The organism is Paraburkholderia sp. MM5482-R2 (assembly GCF_050436125.1).
Classification (GTDB): domain Bacteria; phylum Pseudomonadota; class Gammaproteobacteria; order Burkholderiales; family Burkholderiaceae; genus Paraburkholderia; species Paraburkholderia tuberum.
In genome coordinates this window covers 3064307-3080463 of sequence record NZ_JBNDLP010000003.1, presented here as the reverse complement: position 1 = coordinate 3080463, position 16157 = coordinate 3064307, and the positions used below count along the sequence as shown (strand labels likewise).

Sequence of the window (16157 nt, the reverse complement as noted above, 5' to 3'; positions counted from 1 at the left end):
CCTCCCCACTCGAATCCTTTACGCTTCTTCCCGATTGGCTGTGGCGCAACCGGTTGACTCCAACCCTGCGACGCAGCAACCCGTCATGCCTGATGACCATAGCGAGTCGGCCCCACCCCTTCCCATCCCGAACAGGACCGTGAAACGACTCCACGCCGATGATAGTGCGGATTGCCCGTGTGAAAGTAGGTAATCGTCAGGCTCCCCTCCAGTCAGAAACCCCACCCGCCGCGGTGGGGTTTCTGCGTTTACGCGGCCGTCATCGGCAGAGATGACGTTTCGGAGACAATCCAGCCGCCACAATTCGACAATACGACGCCGGAAAGTGCGCGCGTCAACTCTCTTTCAATTGTTCGCGCTATGCTCACGTATTCCTTTCGGAAGCGCTGGCATCGAACGAGCTATGAAATCAGATCTGGCAATGCAAACCTACGGCGCGGATTCGTCGGGTATGGTCTGCGGTTTCCGGTTTTCGCCGACGCTCGCCGGGCGGCCGATCGACGCGGACGAAGTCATCGACTGGTACCGCGAGCGCGAGGACGATGCCAGCACTAGCGCGACGGACGCTGGCGAGTTTCTATGGCTTCACTTCAATCTCGCGCATAGCGCGAGCGAGCGCTGGATGCGGTCACAACTCGATCTGCCCGAAACCTTTTTCGACGCCTTGCGCGAAGGCTCGCATTCGACGCGGATCGAGCATGCGGACGGCGCACTGCGCGCGGTCGTCAACGACGTCATGTTCAACCTCGAATTCATCCCGTCAGAAATCGCGACGCTGTGGATCTACGCACATAAGCGGCTCATCGTGACGGCGCGGCTGAAGCCGCTGCGCTCGGTCGACCGTTTGCGCGCGTCGGTGCGCGAAGGTGAAATGTTCAGGTCACCTGCCGAACTGCTAGTTCATCTGATGCGCGACCAGGCCGACCTGCTCGTGCAGATCGTCCGCCGAACCAGTGCCGACGTCGATCGAATCGAGGATCGCTTTCTGTCGCAACGGCCGACGCAAAACCGCCTGGACCTCGGCGCGATGCGTCGCACGCTGACACGCCTGCAACGCATGCTGGCACCCGAACCGGGCGCGATTTTCCGCTTGCTGGCGAGGCCGCCTCGCTGGCTTCATGCGGAAGACGTGCAAGATCTGCGTGAATCGACGGAGGAGTTCTCGGTCGTGATTTCGGACGTAGCGGGATTGATCGAGCGGGTCAGATTGTTGCAGGAAGAAATCACCTCGCGCCTCGAGGAGCAGAACAACCGGACGCTATTTACGCTGACGCTAGTCACGGTGCTGGTGATGCCGATCAATATCGTCGCCGGTTTCTTCGGCATGAACGTTGGCGGCATTCCGCTCGCCGAGAACAAGCATGGCTTCTGGCTGATGGTGGTGCTGGTCGCCGGCTTTACCGGGCTGACGGGCTGGTGGGCGTTTCGCCGCAGGAGGGAGCGCTAGAAGGCGCGGCAGATTTGGCCCGCTTTTTACGAGGCCAAACGCCGCCGGCGTGATCGAAGCCCGAACATGCCCGTCTTCGAATACGCTTCGCAGCGATTCAAAGAGGGCAAGTACCCGTCGATTACTCGAGTGCGTTATTCGAGCGCGGCAGCCGGACCAAAGAACTCATAACGGCTCTGCGATTCCGGCACGCCGATCGCCTTCAGCCCTTTCTTGATCGCCTTCATGAACGCGACGGGCCCGAGGAAATACACGTCGACATCGCACGTTTCCGGCAACCACTTCTTCAGATTCGCTTCGTCGACGTAACCGACCGCGTGCGCTTCGGCATCGCCATCACGACGCTCCTCGTAGCAATAGAAGCGCTTCAGTTGCGGATGGCGTGCGGCCAATGTATCGATTGCGCCGCGGAATGCATGCACGCCACCATGACGGGCCGCGTGAATGAAATGCACCGTACGATTGGTCTTCAGCGCGGCCTGCAGCATCGCCATCGTCGGCGTAATGCCAACACCGCCGCTGATCAGCACCAACGGCTTGTCGCCAGGTTGCAGCGTAAATTCGCCGGACGGCGCGAACAGATCGAGCGAGTCGTTTTCCTTGATCTGCTCGTGCAGATACTTCGACACGGTGCCATTCGGTTCACGCTTCACGCTGATGCGATATTCGCGGCCATCGCTCATTGCGGACAGCGAATAGTTGCGACGCACTTCTTCGCCGTCGATCATCAGACGCACGCCAATGTACTGACCCGGCTGAAACGCGAGCAATTCGCCGCCGTCATCGGGACGCAGATAGAACGACGTGATCTCGTCGCTTTCACGCATTTTGCGCGCGACGCGGAACCACCGCGTGCCGCGCCAGCCGCCGGGTGCCGCTGCGCTTTCGGCGTAGATCTTCCCTTCGAGGCCGATCAGCAGATCGGCGAGTTGTTGATACGCGGCGGCCCACGCTTCGATCACGGCGTCGGTTGCGACGTCCGCGCCGAGTACTTCGCGAATCGCGCGCAGCAGACACTTGCCGACGATCGGATAGTGCTCAGGCTGCACGTTCAGCGACACATGCTTGTTGATGATCTGCGCGACGAGCCCGCCCAACTGCTCGAGCTGATCGATATGGCGCGCATACATCAGCACGCCGTTGGCCAACGCGCGCGGTTGCGCGCCGCTTGCCTGATTGGCTTGATTGAACATCGGGCGCACTTCCGGATGCTCGCTGAGCATCAGATTGTAGAAGTGCGTGGTGAGCGCCTCGCCGCCGCTTTCCAGGAGCGGCACGGTTGCTTTGATGATGGCGCGGTGTTCGGCGGATAGCATGTTTTTAAGTCCTGGTGAGAGTCTGGGTGAGCGTCTGTCTATCAGCGAATGTCACAGCCGGTTTCGGCAGACTGCCTCTGCTATCCACGATTCGTGCCAGGTATAAAATGCATTTAGATCAACGATCTGGCAATTAAGATGGTTCATTCGACCCTAGTCGAAAAGACTCAATCCGCAGTCGATCTGACTACAGGGGCGGTCCTCGATGTTCTCACCCCGCTGATTCTCGACCTGTCGCGCGAGCTGTCCGAGCGCGAGCGTTATCGGCGGCTGCTCAGCGCGCTGCGCTCGCTATTTCCGGGCGACGCGGCCGCTCTGCTACGCCTCGAAGGCGATACGCTGGTGCCGCTCGCCATCGACGGCTTGAGCAGCGATACGCTCGGGCGGCGTTTTCGCGTCGCCGAGCATCCGCGCTTTCAGGAGCTGCTGGCCCAGCCAGGGCCGACGCGCTTCGCCGCCGACTCCGATCTGCCCGATCCCTACGATGGCCTCGTGCAAGGCATGGCGCCCGGGCACCTCGAAGTGCACGACTGTCTGGGGTGCCCGCTGTTCATCCGCGGCGAGCCTTGGGGCTTGCTCACGCTCGACGCACTCGACCCGGCGCGCTTCGACACACTCGACATGGCCTCGCTGCAGGCGTTTGTCGGCCTCGCGGCCGCGACCGTGAGCGTCGTCGAACGCATCGACGCGTTGGCGCGCAATGGCGAGGAGGCGCAGCGCCGCGCGGAAGCGTATCGGCTGGCGAGCAGCGAGAGCCGGCGCGAGCTGATCGGCAGCAGCGACGCGCATCGCTGCATGATCAAGGAGATCGAGGTGGTGGCCGCCAGCGATCTGACCGTGCTCGTCACCGGCGAGACCGGCGTCGGCAAGGAACTTGTCGCCAATGCGATCCACGCGCTGTCGCCGCGCGCGAACAAGCCGCTGATCAGCCTGAACTGCGCGGCGTTGCCCGATACGCTCGTCGAGAGCGAACTGTTCGGGCACGTGCGCGGCGCGTTTTCGGGAGCCTCGGCGGATCGACGCGGCAAGTTCGAACTCGCGGACGGCGGCACCATTTTCCTCGACGAAGTCGGTGAGTTGCCCCTCGCGGTGCAGGCAAAGCTGTTGCGCGTGCTGCAGAACGGCCAGTTGCAGCGCATCGGCTCGGACCACGAACACAGAGTCGACGTGCGGCTCATCGCCGCAACCAATCGCGACCTCGCCGAAGAAGTGCGCGCGGGCCGCTTTCGCGTCGACCTCTATCATCGCCTCAGCGTGTATCCGCTGCGCGTGCCGCCGTTGCGCGAGCGTGGCCGCGACGTGCTACTGCTGGCGGGCTTCTTCCTCGAAGACAATCGCTCCCGGCTCGGTTTGCTGAGCCTGCGTCTTGCGGCTGACGCGCAGGCCGCATTGCTGCACTACTCATGGCCCGGCAATGTGCGCGAACTGGAGCATCTGATCGGACGCAGTGCGCTGAAGGCGTTGGCGGCCAATCGTGAGCGCCGCCGTATTCTGACGTTGACGGCCGCGGACTTCGCGTTGTCGGACGCACAAGATCATGAAGCCAATCAAATCGCCACGCAGAGCGAGGAAAGCGAGACGAAAGACTTTCGCAGCGCGGTCACCGAGTTCGAACGCAATCTCGTTCTCGAAGCGCTGATCCGCAACAGGCAGAACTGGGCGGCGGTCGCGCGCGAGCTGGGGCTGGACCGGGCGAATCTGAATCGGCTGGCTAAACGGCTCGGGCTCAAATGAGCGAACAGGCGCAGGGGTGCCGTCGCGGCCCGGCACGAAGGTCAAGCCACATCGAACCGCCGATCGCGCCGACAACAGATCGTCAGCGCCGCTCGCTGGGCTCAATGTCTTAACGAAAAACAAAGGCCCGCTTCGGAAAATCGAACTTCGCGGAACGCAGCGCGTCGGTCATAGTGGGCCCTAACGAGGACCAACACACTGAATCTGGAGACTCCGTCATGTCCGCTGCCCCAGAGAAACTCGACGATTGGCTCAACAAGCAGGCGGTGGCCGAAGACGACATCACCGCGTTTCGATTGAAGGCGCTTGCCGCCACGCTCGATCGCGAGGAAAGCGGTAACACCGTGCCGCCGTTGTGGCACTGGCTGTACTTTCTGCCGGTCACGCCGCTATCCGAAGTCGGTCCCGACGGACATCCGAAGCGTGGCGGTTTTCTGCCTCCCGTGCCACTGCCGCGCCGCATGTGGGCTGGCGGCCGGCTCACGTTTCATGCGCCGCTGAAGATCGGCGAGCATGCGCGGCGCACGTCGACGATCGCCAATATCGAGGACAAGACCGGCCGCTCGGGCCGCCTCGTGTTCGTCACCGTGCAACATACGATCGAAGTCGATGGCGAGTTGAAGCTCGAAGAGGAGCACGACATCGTCTATCGCGACGCGCCGCAGGAGGGCGCGCGGCCGCAACAGCCGGCGCCCGCGCCCGAAGACGAAACATGGCGCCGCACGATCGACGCCGATGCCGTGATGCTGTTGCGCTACTCGGCGCTGACTTTCAACGGCCATCGCATTCACTACGACCATCCTTATGTCACGCAGGTCGAAGGCTATCCGGGCCTCGTCGTGCATGGCCCGCTGATCGCGACGCTGCTGGTCGATCTCGTGCGCCGAGAACTGCCGCAAGCGACGCTGCAAAGCTTCGCGTTTCGCGCGCTTCGCCCCACGTTCGCGGACCAGCCGTTCACGGTATGCGGCAAGCCCGCCGCCGACGGCAAGACCATCGACCTGTGGGCGAAGGACCACGAAGGTTATCTGACCATGCGCGCGACCGCCGCGCTCGCCTGAATTCCGCGAGACTCGACTATGCAAACCACGCAACACGATTCGTTCCAGGACATTCGCGAGGCCGTGCGCGATCTGTGTCAGCAGTTTTCCGGCGAGTACTTTCGCAAGATCGACGAGGCGCGCGGCTATCCGGAAGAGTTCGTCGACGCGCTGACGAAGGCCGGCTGGCTCGCCGCGCTGATTCCGCAGGACTTCGGCGGCTCGGGGCTCGGGCTCACGGAAGCGTCGGTGATCATGGAGGAGATCAATCGCGCGGGCGGCAACTCGGGCGCGTGCCACGGGCAGATGTACAACATGGGCACGCTGCTGCGGCACGGTTCGGAAGAACAGAAGCGCAAGTATCTGCCGAAGATCGCGAACGGCGACCTGCGTTTGCAATCGATGGGCGTGACCGAGCCGACCACCGGCACCGATACGACGAAGATCAAGACGACCGCAGAGCGGCGCGGTGACCGTTACGTGATCAACGGTCAGAAGGTATGGATCTCGCGCGTGCAACACTCGGACCTGATGATTCTGCTCGCACGCACCACTTCGCTCGCGGACGTGAAGAGGAAATCAGAGGGCATGTCGATCTTCATCGTCGATCTGCGCGAGGCGATCGGTCATGGCCTGACCGTGCAGCCGATTCTGAACATGGTCAATCACGAGACCAACGAGCTCTTTTTCGACAACCTCGAAATTCCGGCCGAGAATCTGATCGGCGAGGAAGGGCAAGGCTTCAAATACATTCTCGATGGCCTGAACGCGGAGCGCACGCTGATCGCCGCGGAATGCATCGGCGACGGTTACTGGTTTGTCGATAAAGTCACCGAATACGCGAAGGAGCGCGTCGTGTTCGGCCGGCCGATCGGACAGAACCAGGGCGTGCAGTTTCCGATCGCGCGCTCGTTCATCAACGTCGAGGCGGCGAGCCTGATGCGCTTCGAAGCGGCACGTCGTTTCGACGCACGTCAACCGTGCGGTGCGCAGGCGAATATGGCGAAGCTGCTCGCGGCGGATGCGTCGTGGGAAGCGGCCAATGCGTGCCTGCAATTTCACGGCGGCTTCGGCTTCGCGTGCGAGTACGACGTCGAGCGCAAGTTTCGTGAAACGCGTCTGTATCAAGTCGCGCCGATATCGACCAATCTGATTCTCTCGTACGTGGCCGAGCATATCCTCGGGCTGCCGCGTTCGTTCTGACCCGCTGACGGACATCATGAGACCACTCGACGGTATCAAGGTCATCACGCTCGAACACGCGATTGCCGCGCCGTTCTGCACGCGTCAACTGGCCGATCTCGGGGCGCGCGTGATCAAGATCGAACGGCCCGGCGTCGGCGATTTCGCGCGCGGCTATGACGAACGTGTGCATGGGCTGTCGTCGCACTTCGTGTGGACCAATCGCTCGAAGGAGAGTCTTTCGCTCGACCTGAAGCAGCCCGCGGCGGCCGGGATTCTCGATGCGTTGGTTGCCGATGCCGACGTGCTCGTGCAGAACCTCGCGCCAGGCGCGGCCGCCCGGCTTGGCCTCGGCTACGACACATTGAGCCACAAGTATCCGAAGTTGATCGTCTGCGATATTTCCGGCTACGGCGCGGACGGTCCGTATCGCGACAAGAAGGCGTACGACCTGCTGATTCAAAGCGAGTCCGGCTTCCTGTCGATCACCGGTTCGCCCGGCGCGCCAGCGAAAGCGGGCTGTTCGATCGCCGATATCGCGGCGGGCATGTACGCGTATTCGAACATCCTGAGCGCGCTGTTGCAGCGTGGGCGCACAGGGCGCGGTTGCCGCATCGATGTATCGATGCTCGAGAGCATGGTCGAGTGGATGGGTTATCCGCTCTACTACGCGATCGACGGTCAGTCGCAGCCCGCGCTTGCGGGCGCCGCGCATGCAACGATCTATCCTTATGGCCCGTTTCCCGCTGGCGACGGCAAGACGGTCATGCTTGGCCTGCAGAACGAACGCGAATGGAAGCTGTTCTGCGAGCGCGTGCTCGAACAGCCTGAACTGGCAACCGACGAACGCTTCGCATCGAACTCGAAACGCACTGCGGCGCGCGACGCCTTGCGCGAGGTGATCGTCGCGGCGTTCGCGAAGCAGAGCGCGGCGCACGTGATCGATCGACTCGATGAGGCGGGCATCGCGAACGCGCAGATGAATACGCTCGCCGACGTCTGGGCGCATCCGCAACTGAAGGCGCGCGAGCGCTGGCAGGCAGTCGGCACGGCAACGGGGACGATACCCGCATTGCGGCCGCCCGGTCTGCCTTCCGACCTCGAGCCGCGAATGGACCCTGTGCCCACGCTTGGTCAACATACGGAAGCAATTCTGCGTGAGCTTGGCTACGACAATGGGCGTATCGACGCGCTGCGCGCGGCGGGCACGATCTGATTCGGTAACGACCCCATGAACGACCATCCCAGTCTCACGCTTGCCACTTTCGCCGCGCAACTCGACTTCGACCGCATCCCGCACGAGGTCGTCGAGCGTACCGTCAACCTGTACGTCGATTGGCTCGGCTCGGCGCTGGCCGGCAAGGGTGCGCGCCCGGTCGAGACGATCGCGCGGTTCGCACGCGCGGCAGCCGGGGCGACGAACGAGGGCCTCTGCGAGGTGCTGATCGACCGCGGTCGCACCACGCCGTATTTCGCCGCGATGATCAACGGCGCGGCATCGCATTTCGCCGAACAGGACGATGTGCACAATGGCTCGGTGTTTCATCCGGCGACCGTGGTGTTTCCGGTTGCGCTCGCGTTGGCACAGGCAAAGCGAGCGTCGGGGCGCGACTTCATCGCGGCGGCGGTGACGGGATACGAGGTCGGCATTCGCATCGGCGAATTTCTCGGGCGCTCGCACTACAAGGTGTTTCACACCACGGGCACGGTCGGCACGGTCGCGGCCGCGGCAACGGCAGGACGCTTGCTGGGTTTGTTGCCGTCCCAAATGCTCGATGCGTTCGGCTCGGCGGGCACGCAGGCGAGCGGCCTATGGGAATTTCTGCGCGACGCCGCCGACTCGAAGCAACTGCACACCGCGATGGCCGCCGCGAACGGCCTGATGGCCGCGCAACTCGCCGCCGACGGCTTCAAGGGCGCGACGCACATTCTCGAAGGCACCCAGGGCATGGCCGCCGGCATGTCGAGCGACGCCGATCCGGCGCGCCTCGTCGATCGGCTTGGCAGCCGCTGGGCGACCGCGGAGACGTCGTTCAAGTATCACGCGGCGTGCCGCCATACGCATCCGGCCGCCGATGCGCTGCTCGCCGTCGTGCAGACGCATCGTTTCGCGCCGCGCGACATCGCGAAGGTCGTCGCGCACGTGCATCAAGGCGCGATCGATGTGCTCGGTCCCGTGGTCGCGCCGCGCAGCGTACATCAGGCGAAGTTCAACATGGGCACAGTGCTCGGGCTGGTCGCGCATCACGGCTATGCCGGCGTGACCGAATTCGAGCAGGGTTTCGACGCGAGCGAGATCGCCGCGTTTCGCGACAAGGTCACAATGGCGCTCGACGCTGAAGTCGACGCCGCCTATCCCGCACGCTGGATCGGCAAGGTCACGGTGACGACGGCCGACGGCCGCGTGTTCGATGGGCGTGTCGATGAGCCGAAGGGCGATCCAGGCAATACCTTGTCGCGCGACGAGATTGCGACGAAGCTGCATCGGCTGGCGGCGTTTTCGGGTGCGGCTAGCGGAGAGGAGGCGGCGCAACTGCTTCGCCGCGCATGGCATATTGCCGAAGAGAAGCAGATTGGCTCGGTATTCGATGCAACTTCGCGCACGATGGTGGCGGCATGAGCGCGTTGCCCCGGTCGTATCTGTTCGTGCCTGGGAATCGGCCTGAGCGGTTTGACAAGGCCTATGCGGCCGGCGCGGATGCGGTGATTCTCGATCTGGAAGACGCGGTGCAGCCGGATCAGAAGGTGCCGGCGCGTGCGGCGGTTGTGGCCGCGGTGTCGGCTAACGCATCGCGGGCCGCCTGGGTGCGTATCAATGGCTCGGATACGCCATGGTTTCCAGATGACGTTGCGGCGCTCGTTGGGCAGACCGGCGTGGCCGGAATCGTGCTGCCGAAGGCTCAGACGCGCGAACAGATCGGCGCGGTGCTGGCCAACGCGCATCCGGCGTTGAGCGTGCTGCCGATTGTCGAGACTGCGCGCGGGTTCGCGAATCTTGCGGAGTTATGCAGCGCGCCGCGCGTGCTGCGTATCGTCTTCGGTACGCTGGATTTTCAGATCGATCTCGGCATCGATGGGGATGGCGAGGAGTTGCATCTGTTTCGCTCGCAGATCGTGCTTGCGTCGAGGCTGGCTGGCATTGGTGCGCCGGTGGATGGCGTGTCGACGACCATTACCGATGCTGACGCGGTGCAAGCTGATGCGCGGCGCGGCCGGCGGTTCGGTTTCGGCGGCAAGCTTTGCATTCATCCGAAGCAGATCGAGCCGGTGCATCGCGCGTATGCATGGAGTGACGCCGACGTGGAGTGGGCGCAACGGGTGCTTGCGGCTGTCGAGGCGAGCCATGGCGCCGCGGTTGCCGTGGATGGGAGGATGGTCGATATGCCGGTGATTCTGCGGGCGCGGAGGGTTGTGGGCGATTCCGAAAGCTTCTGACAATGCGGTTTTCCGTCGCCCCTACCCCCCATCGTCGCACTTGAATAGTTAGCAGGTCACATGCTAGATTAAATTGTTATCGGTAACACATTTCGACAGAAAGTTTCGGTGTCGCGACGTTGTCGATAAAGAAGATCTGTTCCTCTCAGCACGTCAAAAAATACCCTCCCGATGAGTACTATTCAAAATCCAGTTCTGCGCGGCTTCAACCCGGATCCTTGCGTGTGCCGTGGCAAAGATGCGTGGTATATCGCGGTTTCAACGTTTGAATGGTATCCGGGCGTTCTCATTTACGAATCAAAAGATTTCGTCAACTGGGAACTCAAGGCCACGCCTCTCGACAGGCTATCGCAATTGAACCTGATCGGAGAGCAGCCGTCCGGAGGCATATGGGCGCCAGCCCTCTCCTATCACGACGGTCTTTATTGGCTCGTCTATACCGACACCAAGGCATGGAAAGGCGAGCAGAAGATCTCCCCGCTTCGTGACATGCACAACTACCTCGTCACCGCCCCGGACATCACCGGACCCTGGTCGGAGCCCGTGCATCTCGTGTCCGGTGGATACGATCCATCCCTGTTCCACGACGAATCTGGCAAAAAGTGGCTCGCCTATATCCGGCGCGATTTCAGAGGTATCTACGAAGACCCGTTCGTCGGAATCGTTCTGCGGGAATACTCGGTGCAGGAGGAAAAGCTGATCGGCGAAGAGCACGTCATCTATAAAGGCGCCAACCTCAAGACCGATTACTTCATGAAATGTCAGATCTACGAGGCTCCGCATTTGCTGAAGAAGGGAGACTGGTACTACCTGATCACAGCGGAGGGGGGCACAGGCTATACACATGCAACGTGTGTATCCAGGTCCCCCGACATTTTCGGTCCATACGAGCTTCATCCTGATACGCCGATGCTCACGTCGCGCGACGCGAATGGACGGATTCAGCGGACCGGCCACGGCAACCTGGTCGAGGGCCCCAACGGCCAGTGGTACATGACGTACCTCGGATCGAGACCGATCGATGCGCACACGAAGCGCTCGCCGCTAGGCCGTGAAACCTGTGTCGCACCTATCGAATGGCATGCCGACTGGCCCCGCCTCGCCAGTGGCGGAGTGGTTCCCGCCGAATCTTTCGCGATCGGCTCGGATATCGAGCAAAGGCTCGACAGCAGTTGGACGATCGATTTCGGACAACATGCCGCGCTGCCCCTGGAACTGCAGAGTCTGCGCATCCCCATCGGCGACGACTGGTGCAATCTTCACGAACGTCCGGGCTATCTGCGGATAAGGGGGCAAGAGTCGCCGACTTCGCGGTTCCATCAAAGCTTGTTGGCCTGTCGCATCCGTGACTGGCAGTTCGAAGTCGAAACCGCGCTGGAATTTTCACCCAAGTCATATCTGCACATGGCTGGGCTCATGGCGCGTTACGACGAGAACACCTTCTACTATCTGTTCGTCACGCGCGACGACGACGGCACAAAAATCCTGTCCTACATGGAAATGGATGCCGGCAGCTTCGCCTACAGCAATCGACTGGCGACGCTGCCCGAGGCCACCGGGATCGACCTGCGGATTCGCGTCGTGGACGCGAAACTGCGCTTCTTCTATCGCTTGACGCACGGTGACTGGAATGACCTTGAACTGGAAAAGGATTTCACGAAACTCAGCGATGAATATGCAACCCCCATCGGCTTCACGGGGGCATTCGCGGGTATCACCGTCAACGACATGCTTGGCTTTCGCGAGCCTGCCGATTTCAAGTCGTTCTCGTACCGCCAACTGATCGGCTAAAGCTCGGATTTCGTGTCATCGCTGTCATTTAATAATAAGGAAGATCTCATGCGCTTTCGTTGGAGACATCGCTACCTCGTGCTGCTTATTTTGTTCGCAATCTATCTGCTCTGTTACATGGACAGAATGATCATGGCAGCGGCTATTCCATTCATTGCGTCCGAGTTTCATCTGTCCGCGATGGAAATGGGTGGAATCCTGAGCGCGTTCTTCTTTAGCTACGCGCTATGTCAGATCCCGGCTGGCCTGCTTGCAGACAGATTCGGTCCGCGGCTGATGACGACGATCGGCATCACCTGGTGGACGATTTTCACCGCGCTTACCGGGCTGTGCAATTCGCTCGGCTTGATGCTGGTGGTGCGGGTCGCGTTCGGCATCGGCGAAGCGCTCTTTCCTCCCGCCGCGTTCAAGACACTGTCGGCTTGGTTCCCAAAGCGCGAAGTGGGACGGGCAACCGGGCTCATGATGACCACTAATGCGCTGGGACCCGCATTGGCGCCGCTGTTCGTGGCGGCCGTGATGGCCGCGTGGGGATGGCGCGCGATTTTCACGAGTCTGTTCATACCCGGTGTCGCGATGGCCGTATTCGGCTGGATCTATATCAGAAACAGCCCGAAAGACAGCAAGCACGCTTCGAAGATCGAATTGGAGGAAATCGGTACCAGCGAAAAGTCTTTGTCTGCCTCTGCCGGCAAAGCGGATTTTGCTGGTTTGGTGAAAACGCCGCTGGTCTGGTGGTGCTTCGTCACCTTGTTCGTTTTCAGCATCGCCTCGTGGGGCATCATGAGCTGGTTCCCGACGTATCTGCTGAAAGCGCGCGGCCTTTCGACGGCCAGAATGGGCATTATGGCGTCGGTGCCATTTCTCGTCGGCACGATTGCCTATTGCATCACGGGCTTTCTTTCCGACAAGTTCTTCCGCAATCGTCGCGAATTGCTTGTCGTCCTCGGCTGCGTCGTGGCCGCCATCTTTGCCTATCTGACGGCCCATGCGGAGACCGTGGAAACGGCGGTGTTCTTTCAGACGATCGGCTACTTCTTCTCAACCATGGCCGGCTGTTCGCTCTACACCATCCCGAACGTCGCGCTGCCGAACAAGGTCGTCGGGTCGGCAATCGGTTTTGTCAATGCGGCGGGTCAGCTGGCAGGATTTCTTTCCCCGCTGATCGTCGGTTACATCCTGACCAGGACGAATGACGACTTCAATGTCGTATTCCACCTCTTCGTCGGCTGCTTCTTGTTGGCTTCGGTTTCCGCCTGGTTCATCAATACGAGGACGGACCTCAGCGACTCTGTCACGCGGAGCGCCGGCGCAGAAGTGCCCGTGCAGAACCGGACAGCGGGATAAACGGCGCGACGGGGCTTGAGCCGGCGATAATTCCGGCTCAGTCACCGGCTTTGGGCAACGACTCGATCAGTTCATGGATGCGCATCCTGAACTCGAAATCGAGTTCATCGCGCGCGACCATTTCGACGATCTCGTTCTCGAGGGCTTTGACCTCGCGCTGCGGTTCGGCGCTGCCGCCTTTCGGGTATGCAAATCGCTTTTTTGCCATTCCCTTAATCAAACCGGAACACTCACCTCCAAAAAGCCCAATTCCCAGCCCACGTCACCTGTCGCACTCTTGAAGCCAACGGCCCTGCACGATCCGACAACGGCCGTTCAGCGCTCTGCCCCGAGCCGCCGCATCGAAGAACGAAGGCGGTCGCGCAGAACTGTTCCGCGCTCGCGCCTCTCGCCCGCGCGCAGCCTAAAAAGACAGGAGACACAATTTGCCAGCCCTCATCAACTCAGGCGCACGCCTCGACCGCCTGCCGATCACCCGCTTCCACTGGAACATCCTCGGCCTGATCGGCGCGGGTGCTTTCCTCGACGCCTTCGACATCTATCTCGCCAACGGCGTGCTCGCGGCGATGGTCAAAACCGGCTTCACCGATCTCCGCCTCGGCTCGTTCTTCATCTCCGCGACCTTCATGGGCATGATGATCGGCGCGGGGCTGGCAGGCTATCTCGGCGACCGCTTCGGTCGACGCTATTCGTATCAGGCCAATCTCGCGATCTTCGGCATCGCATCGCTCGCCGCCTGCTTCGCGCCGAACATCTACTGGCTGATCCTGCTGCGCTTCGTCATGGGCATTGGCCTTGGCGCCGAACTCGTGGTCGCGGCCGGCACGCTGTGTGAGTTCGTGCCACCCGCCACACGCGGCCGCTGGACCGCGCTGCTCGCGCTGATCGTCAACTCCGGTCTGCTCGGCGCGACCGCAGTCGGCTATTGGGTAATTCCACATCTCGGCTGGCGCTACATGTTCGCGATCGCGGGGGTTGGCGCGATGGTCGTGTGGTTCCTGCGGCATCGGATGCCGGAGTCGCCGCGCTGGCTCGAAACGGTCGGCCGGCTCGAAGAGGCGGAGGCCACCGTCTCGGCAATCGAGCGACAGGTCGAGGCGCGTGTCGGCAAGCTGCCGCCGGTTTCGCGCGTGGTCAGTCACGAGGTGCCGGCCGCGCCGTTCTCGGCGCTGTTCGCGCGCGGCATGATCGGCCGCACGCTGGTCGCCGCGCTGACCTGCATGGCGATCAACATGTCGCTGTACGGTTTCGTCGCGTGGCTGCCGACGTTCTTCGTCAAGGAAGGCCTGACCATCGTGCAGTCGCTCGGCTTCGTGCTGCTGATGTCGTTCGGTGCGCCGGCCGGCGCTGTCGTCGCTTATCTCGTGACGGACCGCCTGGGGCGACGCAACGGCATCGTGCTGTTCTCGCTTGCAACGATCGTGCTCGGCTTCGTCTACGTGCAGATGCGCGCGCCAGTGCCGATCGCGGTCGTCGGTTTCGCGCTCGTCACGACGATCTACACGGTCTGCACGCTCGGCCTGTTCGGCTATATCCCCGAGCTGTTTCCGACCGCGCATCGCTTGCGCGGCACCGGCGTGGCCGGCACGTGCGGCCGCGCGGCGTCGATGTCGACACCCTACGTCGCGCTGCTGCTCTACACGGAGTTCGGCGTGACGGGTGTGCTGACGATGGTCGGTGGCGTGCTGTTGTTGCTGAGTATCGCGATTCTCGCGCTGCGCATCGAAACGAGTCAGCAGACGCTCGAAGAGATTTCGCCCGATGCCGAGCTGATACCGCAAGCGGAGATGATGCGAGAGTCGGCTTAAGCCGTGGCGCATCAAGGTGATCTGTCGATTCGGATCTTTCCCCGGCTAAATTTTCACTTCACCCGGTTAAGATGAAAGTTTGCTTTGCGCATGCTTCGCTAGCAGCTTTCATCATGCACTTCGATTTCGTCGATTTACGCCTGCTCCTGCATATCGCCGACACGCGCAACCTCGCGCGTGCGGCGGAGCGTTCGCACCTGTCGGCGCCGGCCGCCAGCAACCGGGTCAAGAATCTCGAGGAGCAGCTCGGCATCAAGCTGCTCTATCGAACCAGCCAGGGCGTGACGCCGACACCCGCGGGCGAAGCCTTCGTGCATCACGCGCGGCTCGTGCTCGAACGCGTCGAGCATCTGGCCGGCGACATGCAGGAGTATGGCGAGGGCATCAAGGGCCACGTGCGCATCTGGGCCAACACGACCGCGATCAGCGAGTTTCTGCCGGCCGTGCTGAGCCGTTTCCTGCGCGATCACCCGGACGTGAACATCGATCTGCGCGAAGTGCTGAGCGGCGAGATCGTCAAGGGCGTCGCCGACAGCGCGACCGATATCGGGATCGTCGCGGGCAATGTGCATGCCGAGCATCTGCAGATGCTGCCATATCGCGACGATCGGCTCGTGCTGGTTACGTCGTGCGAGCATCCGTTCGCGAGACAAGCGTCGGTCGATTTTTCGCAGGTGCTGAACGCGAACTTCGTGAGCCTGCCGACGTCGAGCGCGATTCACGCGTTCATCACGAGTGCCGCCGATGCGCTCGGCGCGCGTCTCAAACTTCGCATCCAGGTCGGCAACTTCGAGGCCGCGTGCCGGATGATCGAGGCGGGTGTCGGAATCGGCATCGTGCCGGAGTCGGTCGCGCTGCGGCACAGAAAGACGATGCAGATCGCGATCGTCGGCCTGAACGATCCGTGGGCCGTGCGCAAGCTGAAGATCTGCGTGCGCAGTCTGAAGGACTTGCCGCCGTTCGCGCGTGTGTTGGTCGACCGGTTGATGGCGGTGCTGGAGGAGGATGGCGGGTCAGATGCTTGACGCGGCTTGACGCGCGGGCGTGACACCCGCCC

The 16157-nt window shown here is 62.1% G+C and carries 12 protein-coding genes, 1 rRNA gene and 1 pseudogene; 13 read left to right on the top strand and 1 reads right to left on the bottom strand.

Annotated features, from left to right (window positions below; genetic code table 11):
- Positions 1-88 precede the first annotated feature (88 nt).
- Positions 89-202 (top strand): 5S ribosomal RNA (rrf, locus tag OKW37_RS36060).
- 201 nt (positions 203-403) lie between these two features.
- Positions 404-1447 (top strand): transporter, encoded by a 1044-nt coding sequence (locus OKW37_RS36055; RefSeq protein WP_429403789.1) that lies wholly within the window; start codon positions 404-406, stop codon positions 1445-1447.
- A 134-nt stretch (positions 1448-1581) separates the two neighbouring features.
- Here the strand turns inward: OKW37_RS36055 and hmpA are convergent, their stop codons facing one another.
- Positions 1582-2763, bottom strand: a complete 1182-nt coding sequence (gene hmpA / locus OKW37_RS36050; RefSeq protein ID WP_429403788.1) for an NO-inducible flavohemoprotein — start codon at positions 2761-2763, stop codon at positions 1582-1584.
- A 138-nt stretch (positions 2764-2901) separates the two neighbouring features.
- Here hmpA and norR point away from each other — a divergent pair, with 138 nt between their 5' ends.
- The 11 genes and pseudogenes from norR (at position 2902) to OKW37_RS35995 (ending at position 16125) form a co-directional block, all read left to right on the top strand.
- A complete protein-coding gene (norR, locus tag OKW37_RS36045; protein WP_429403787.1) occupies positions 2902-4497 on the top strand; it encodes a nitric oxide reductase transcriptional regulator NorR in 1596 nt (531 codons plus the stop codon).
- 218 nt (positions 4498-4715) lie between these two features.
- A complete protein-coding gene (locus OKW37_RS36040; protein WP_429403786.1) occupies positions 4716-5558 on the top strand; it encodes an FAS1-like dehydratase domain-containing protein in 843 nt (280 codons plus the stop codon).
- 18 nt (positions 5559-5576) lie between these two features.
- Positions 5577-6740 (top strand): acyl-CoA dehydrogenase family protein, encoded by a 1164-nt coding sequence (locus OKW37_RS36035; RefSeq protein ID WP_429403785.1) that lies wholly within the window; start codon positions 5577-5579, stop codon positions 6738-6740.
- A 16-nt stretch (positions 6741-6756) separates the two neighbouring features.
- A complete protein-coding gene (locus OKW37_RS36030; RefSeq protein WP_429403784.1) occupies positions 6757-7935 on the top strand; it encodes a CaiB/BaiF CoA transferase family protein in 1179 nt (392 codons plus the stop codon).
- Positions 7936-7950: 15 nt separating this feature from the next.
- Positions 7951-9339 carry an MmgE/PrpD family protein gene (locus tag OKW37_RS36025; protein ID WP_429403783.1) on the top strand — a complete coding sequence of 463 codons (1389 nt, stop codon included), beginning with the start codon at positions 7951-7953 and terminating at the stop codon, positions 9337-9339.
- On the top strand, positions 9336-10154 hold the full coding sequence (locus OKW37_RS36020) for an HpcH/HpaI aldolase/citrate lyase family protein (RefSeq protein ID WP_429403782.1): 819 nt from the start codon (positions 9336-9338) through the stop codon (positions 10152-10154). Before OKW37_RS36025 ends, OKW37_RS36020 begins: the two co-directional genes overlap by 4 nt.
- 171 nt (positions 10155-10325) lie before the next feature.
- Positions 10326-11945: a glycoside hydrolase family 43 protein gene (locus OKW37_RS36015; protein WP_429403781.1), complete on the top strand. Its 1620-nt coding sequence runs from the start codon at positions 10326-10328 to the stop codon at positions 11943-11945.
- 48 nt (positions 11946-11993) lie between these two features.
- Positions 11994-13292 carry an MFS transporter gene (locus tag OKW37_RS36010; RefSeq protein ID WP_184068936.1) on the top strand — a complete coding sequence of 433 codons (1299 nt, stop codon included), beginning with the start codon at positions 11994-11996 and terminating at the stop codon, positions 13290-13292.
- Positions 13293-13344: 52 nt separating this feature from the next.
- Positions 13345-13465 (top strand): annotated as a pseudogene (locus OKW37_RS36005) (LysR family transcriptional regulator); the annotation flags it as partial.
- 252 nt (positions 13466-13717) lie between these two features.
- Positions 13718-15100 (top strand): MFS transporter, encoded by a 1383-nt coding sequence (locus OKW37_RS36000; RefSeq protein ID WP_429403780.1) that lies wholly within the window; start codon positions 13718-13720, stop codon positions 15098-15100.
- A gap of 113 nt (positions 15101-15213) precedes the next feature.
- Positions 15214-16125, top strand: a complete 912-nt coding sequence (locus tag OKW37_RS35995) for a LysR family transcriptional regulator (RefSeq protein ID WP_090808514.1) — start codon at positions 15214-15216, stop codon at positions 16123-16125.
- Positions 16126-16157: the final 32 nt, after the last annotated feature.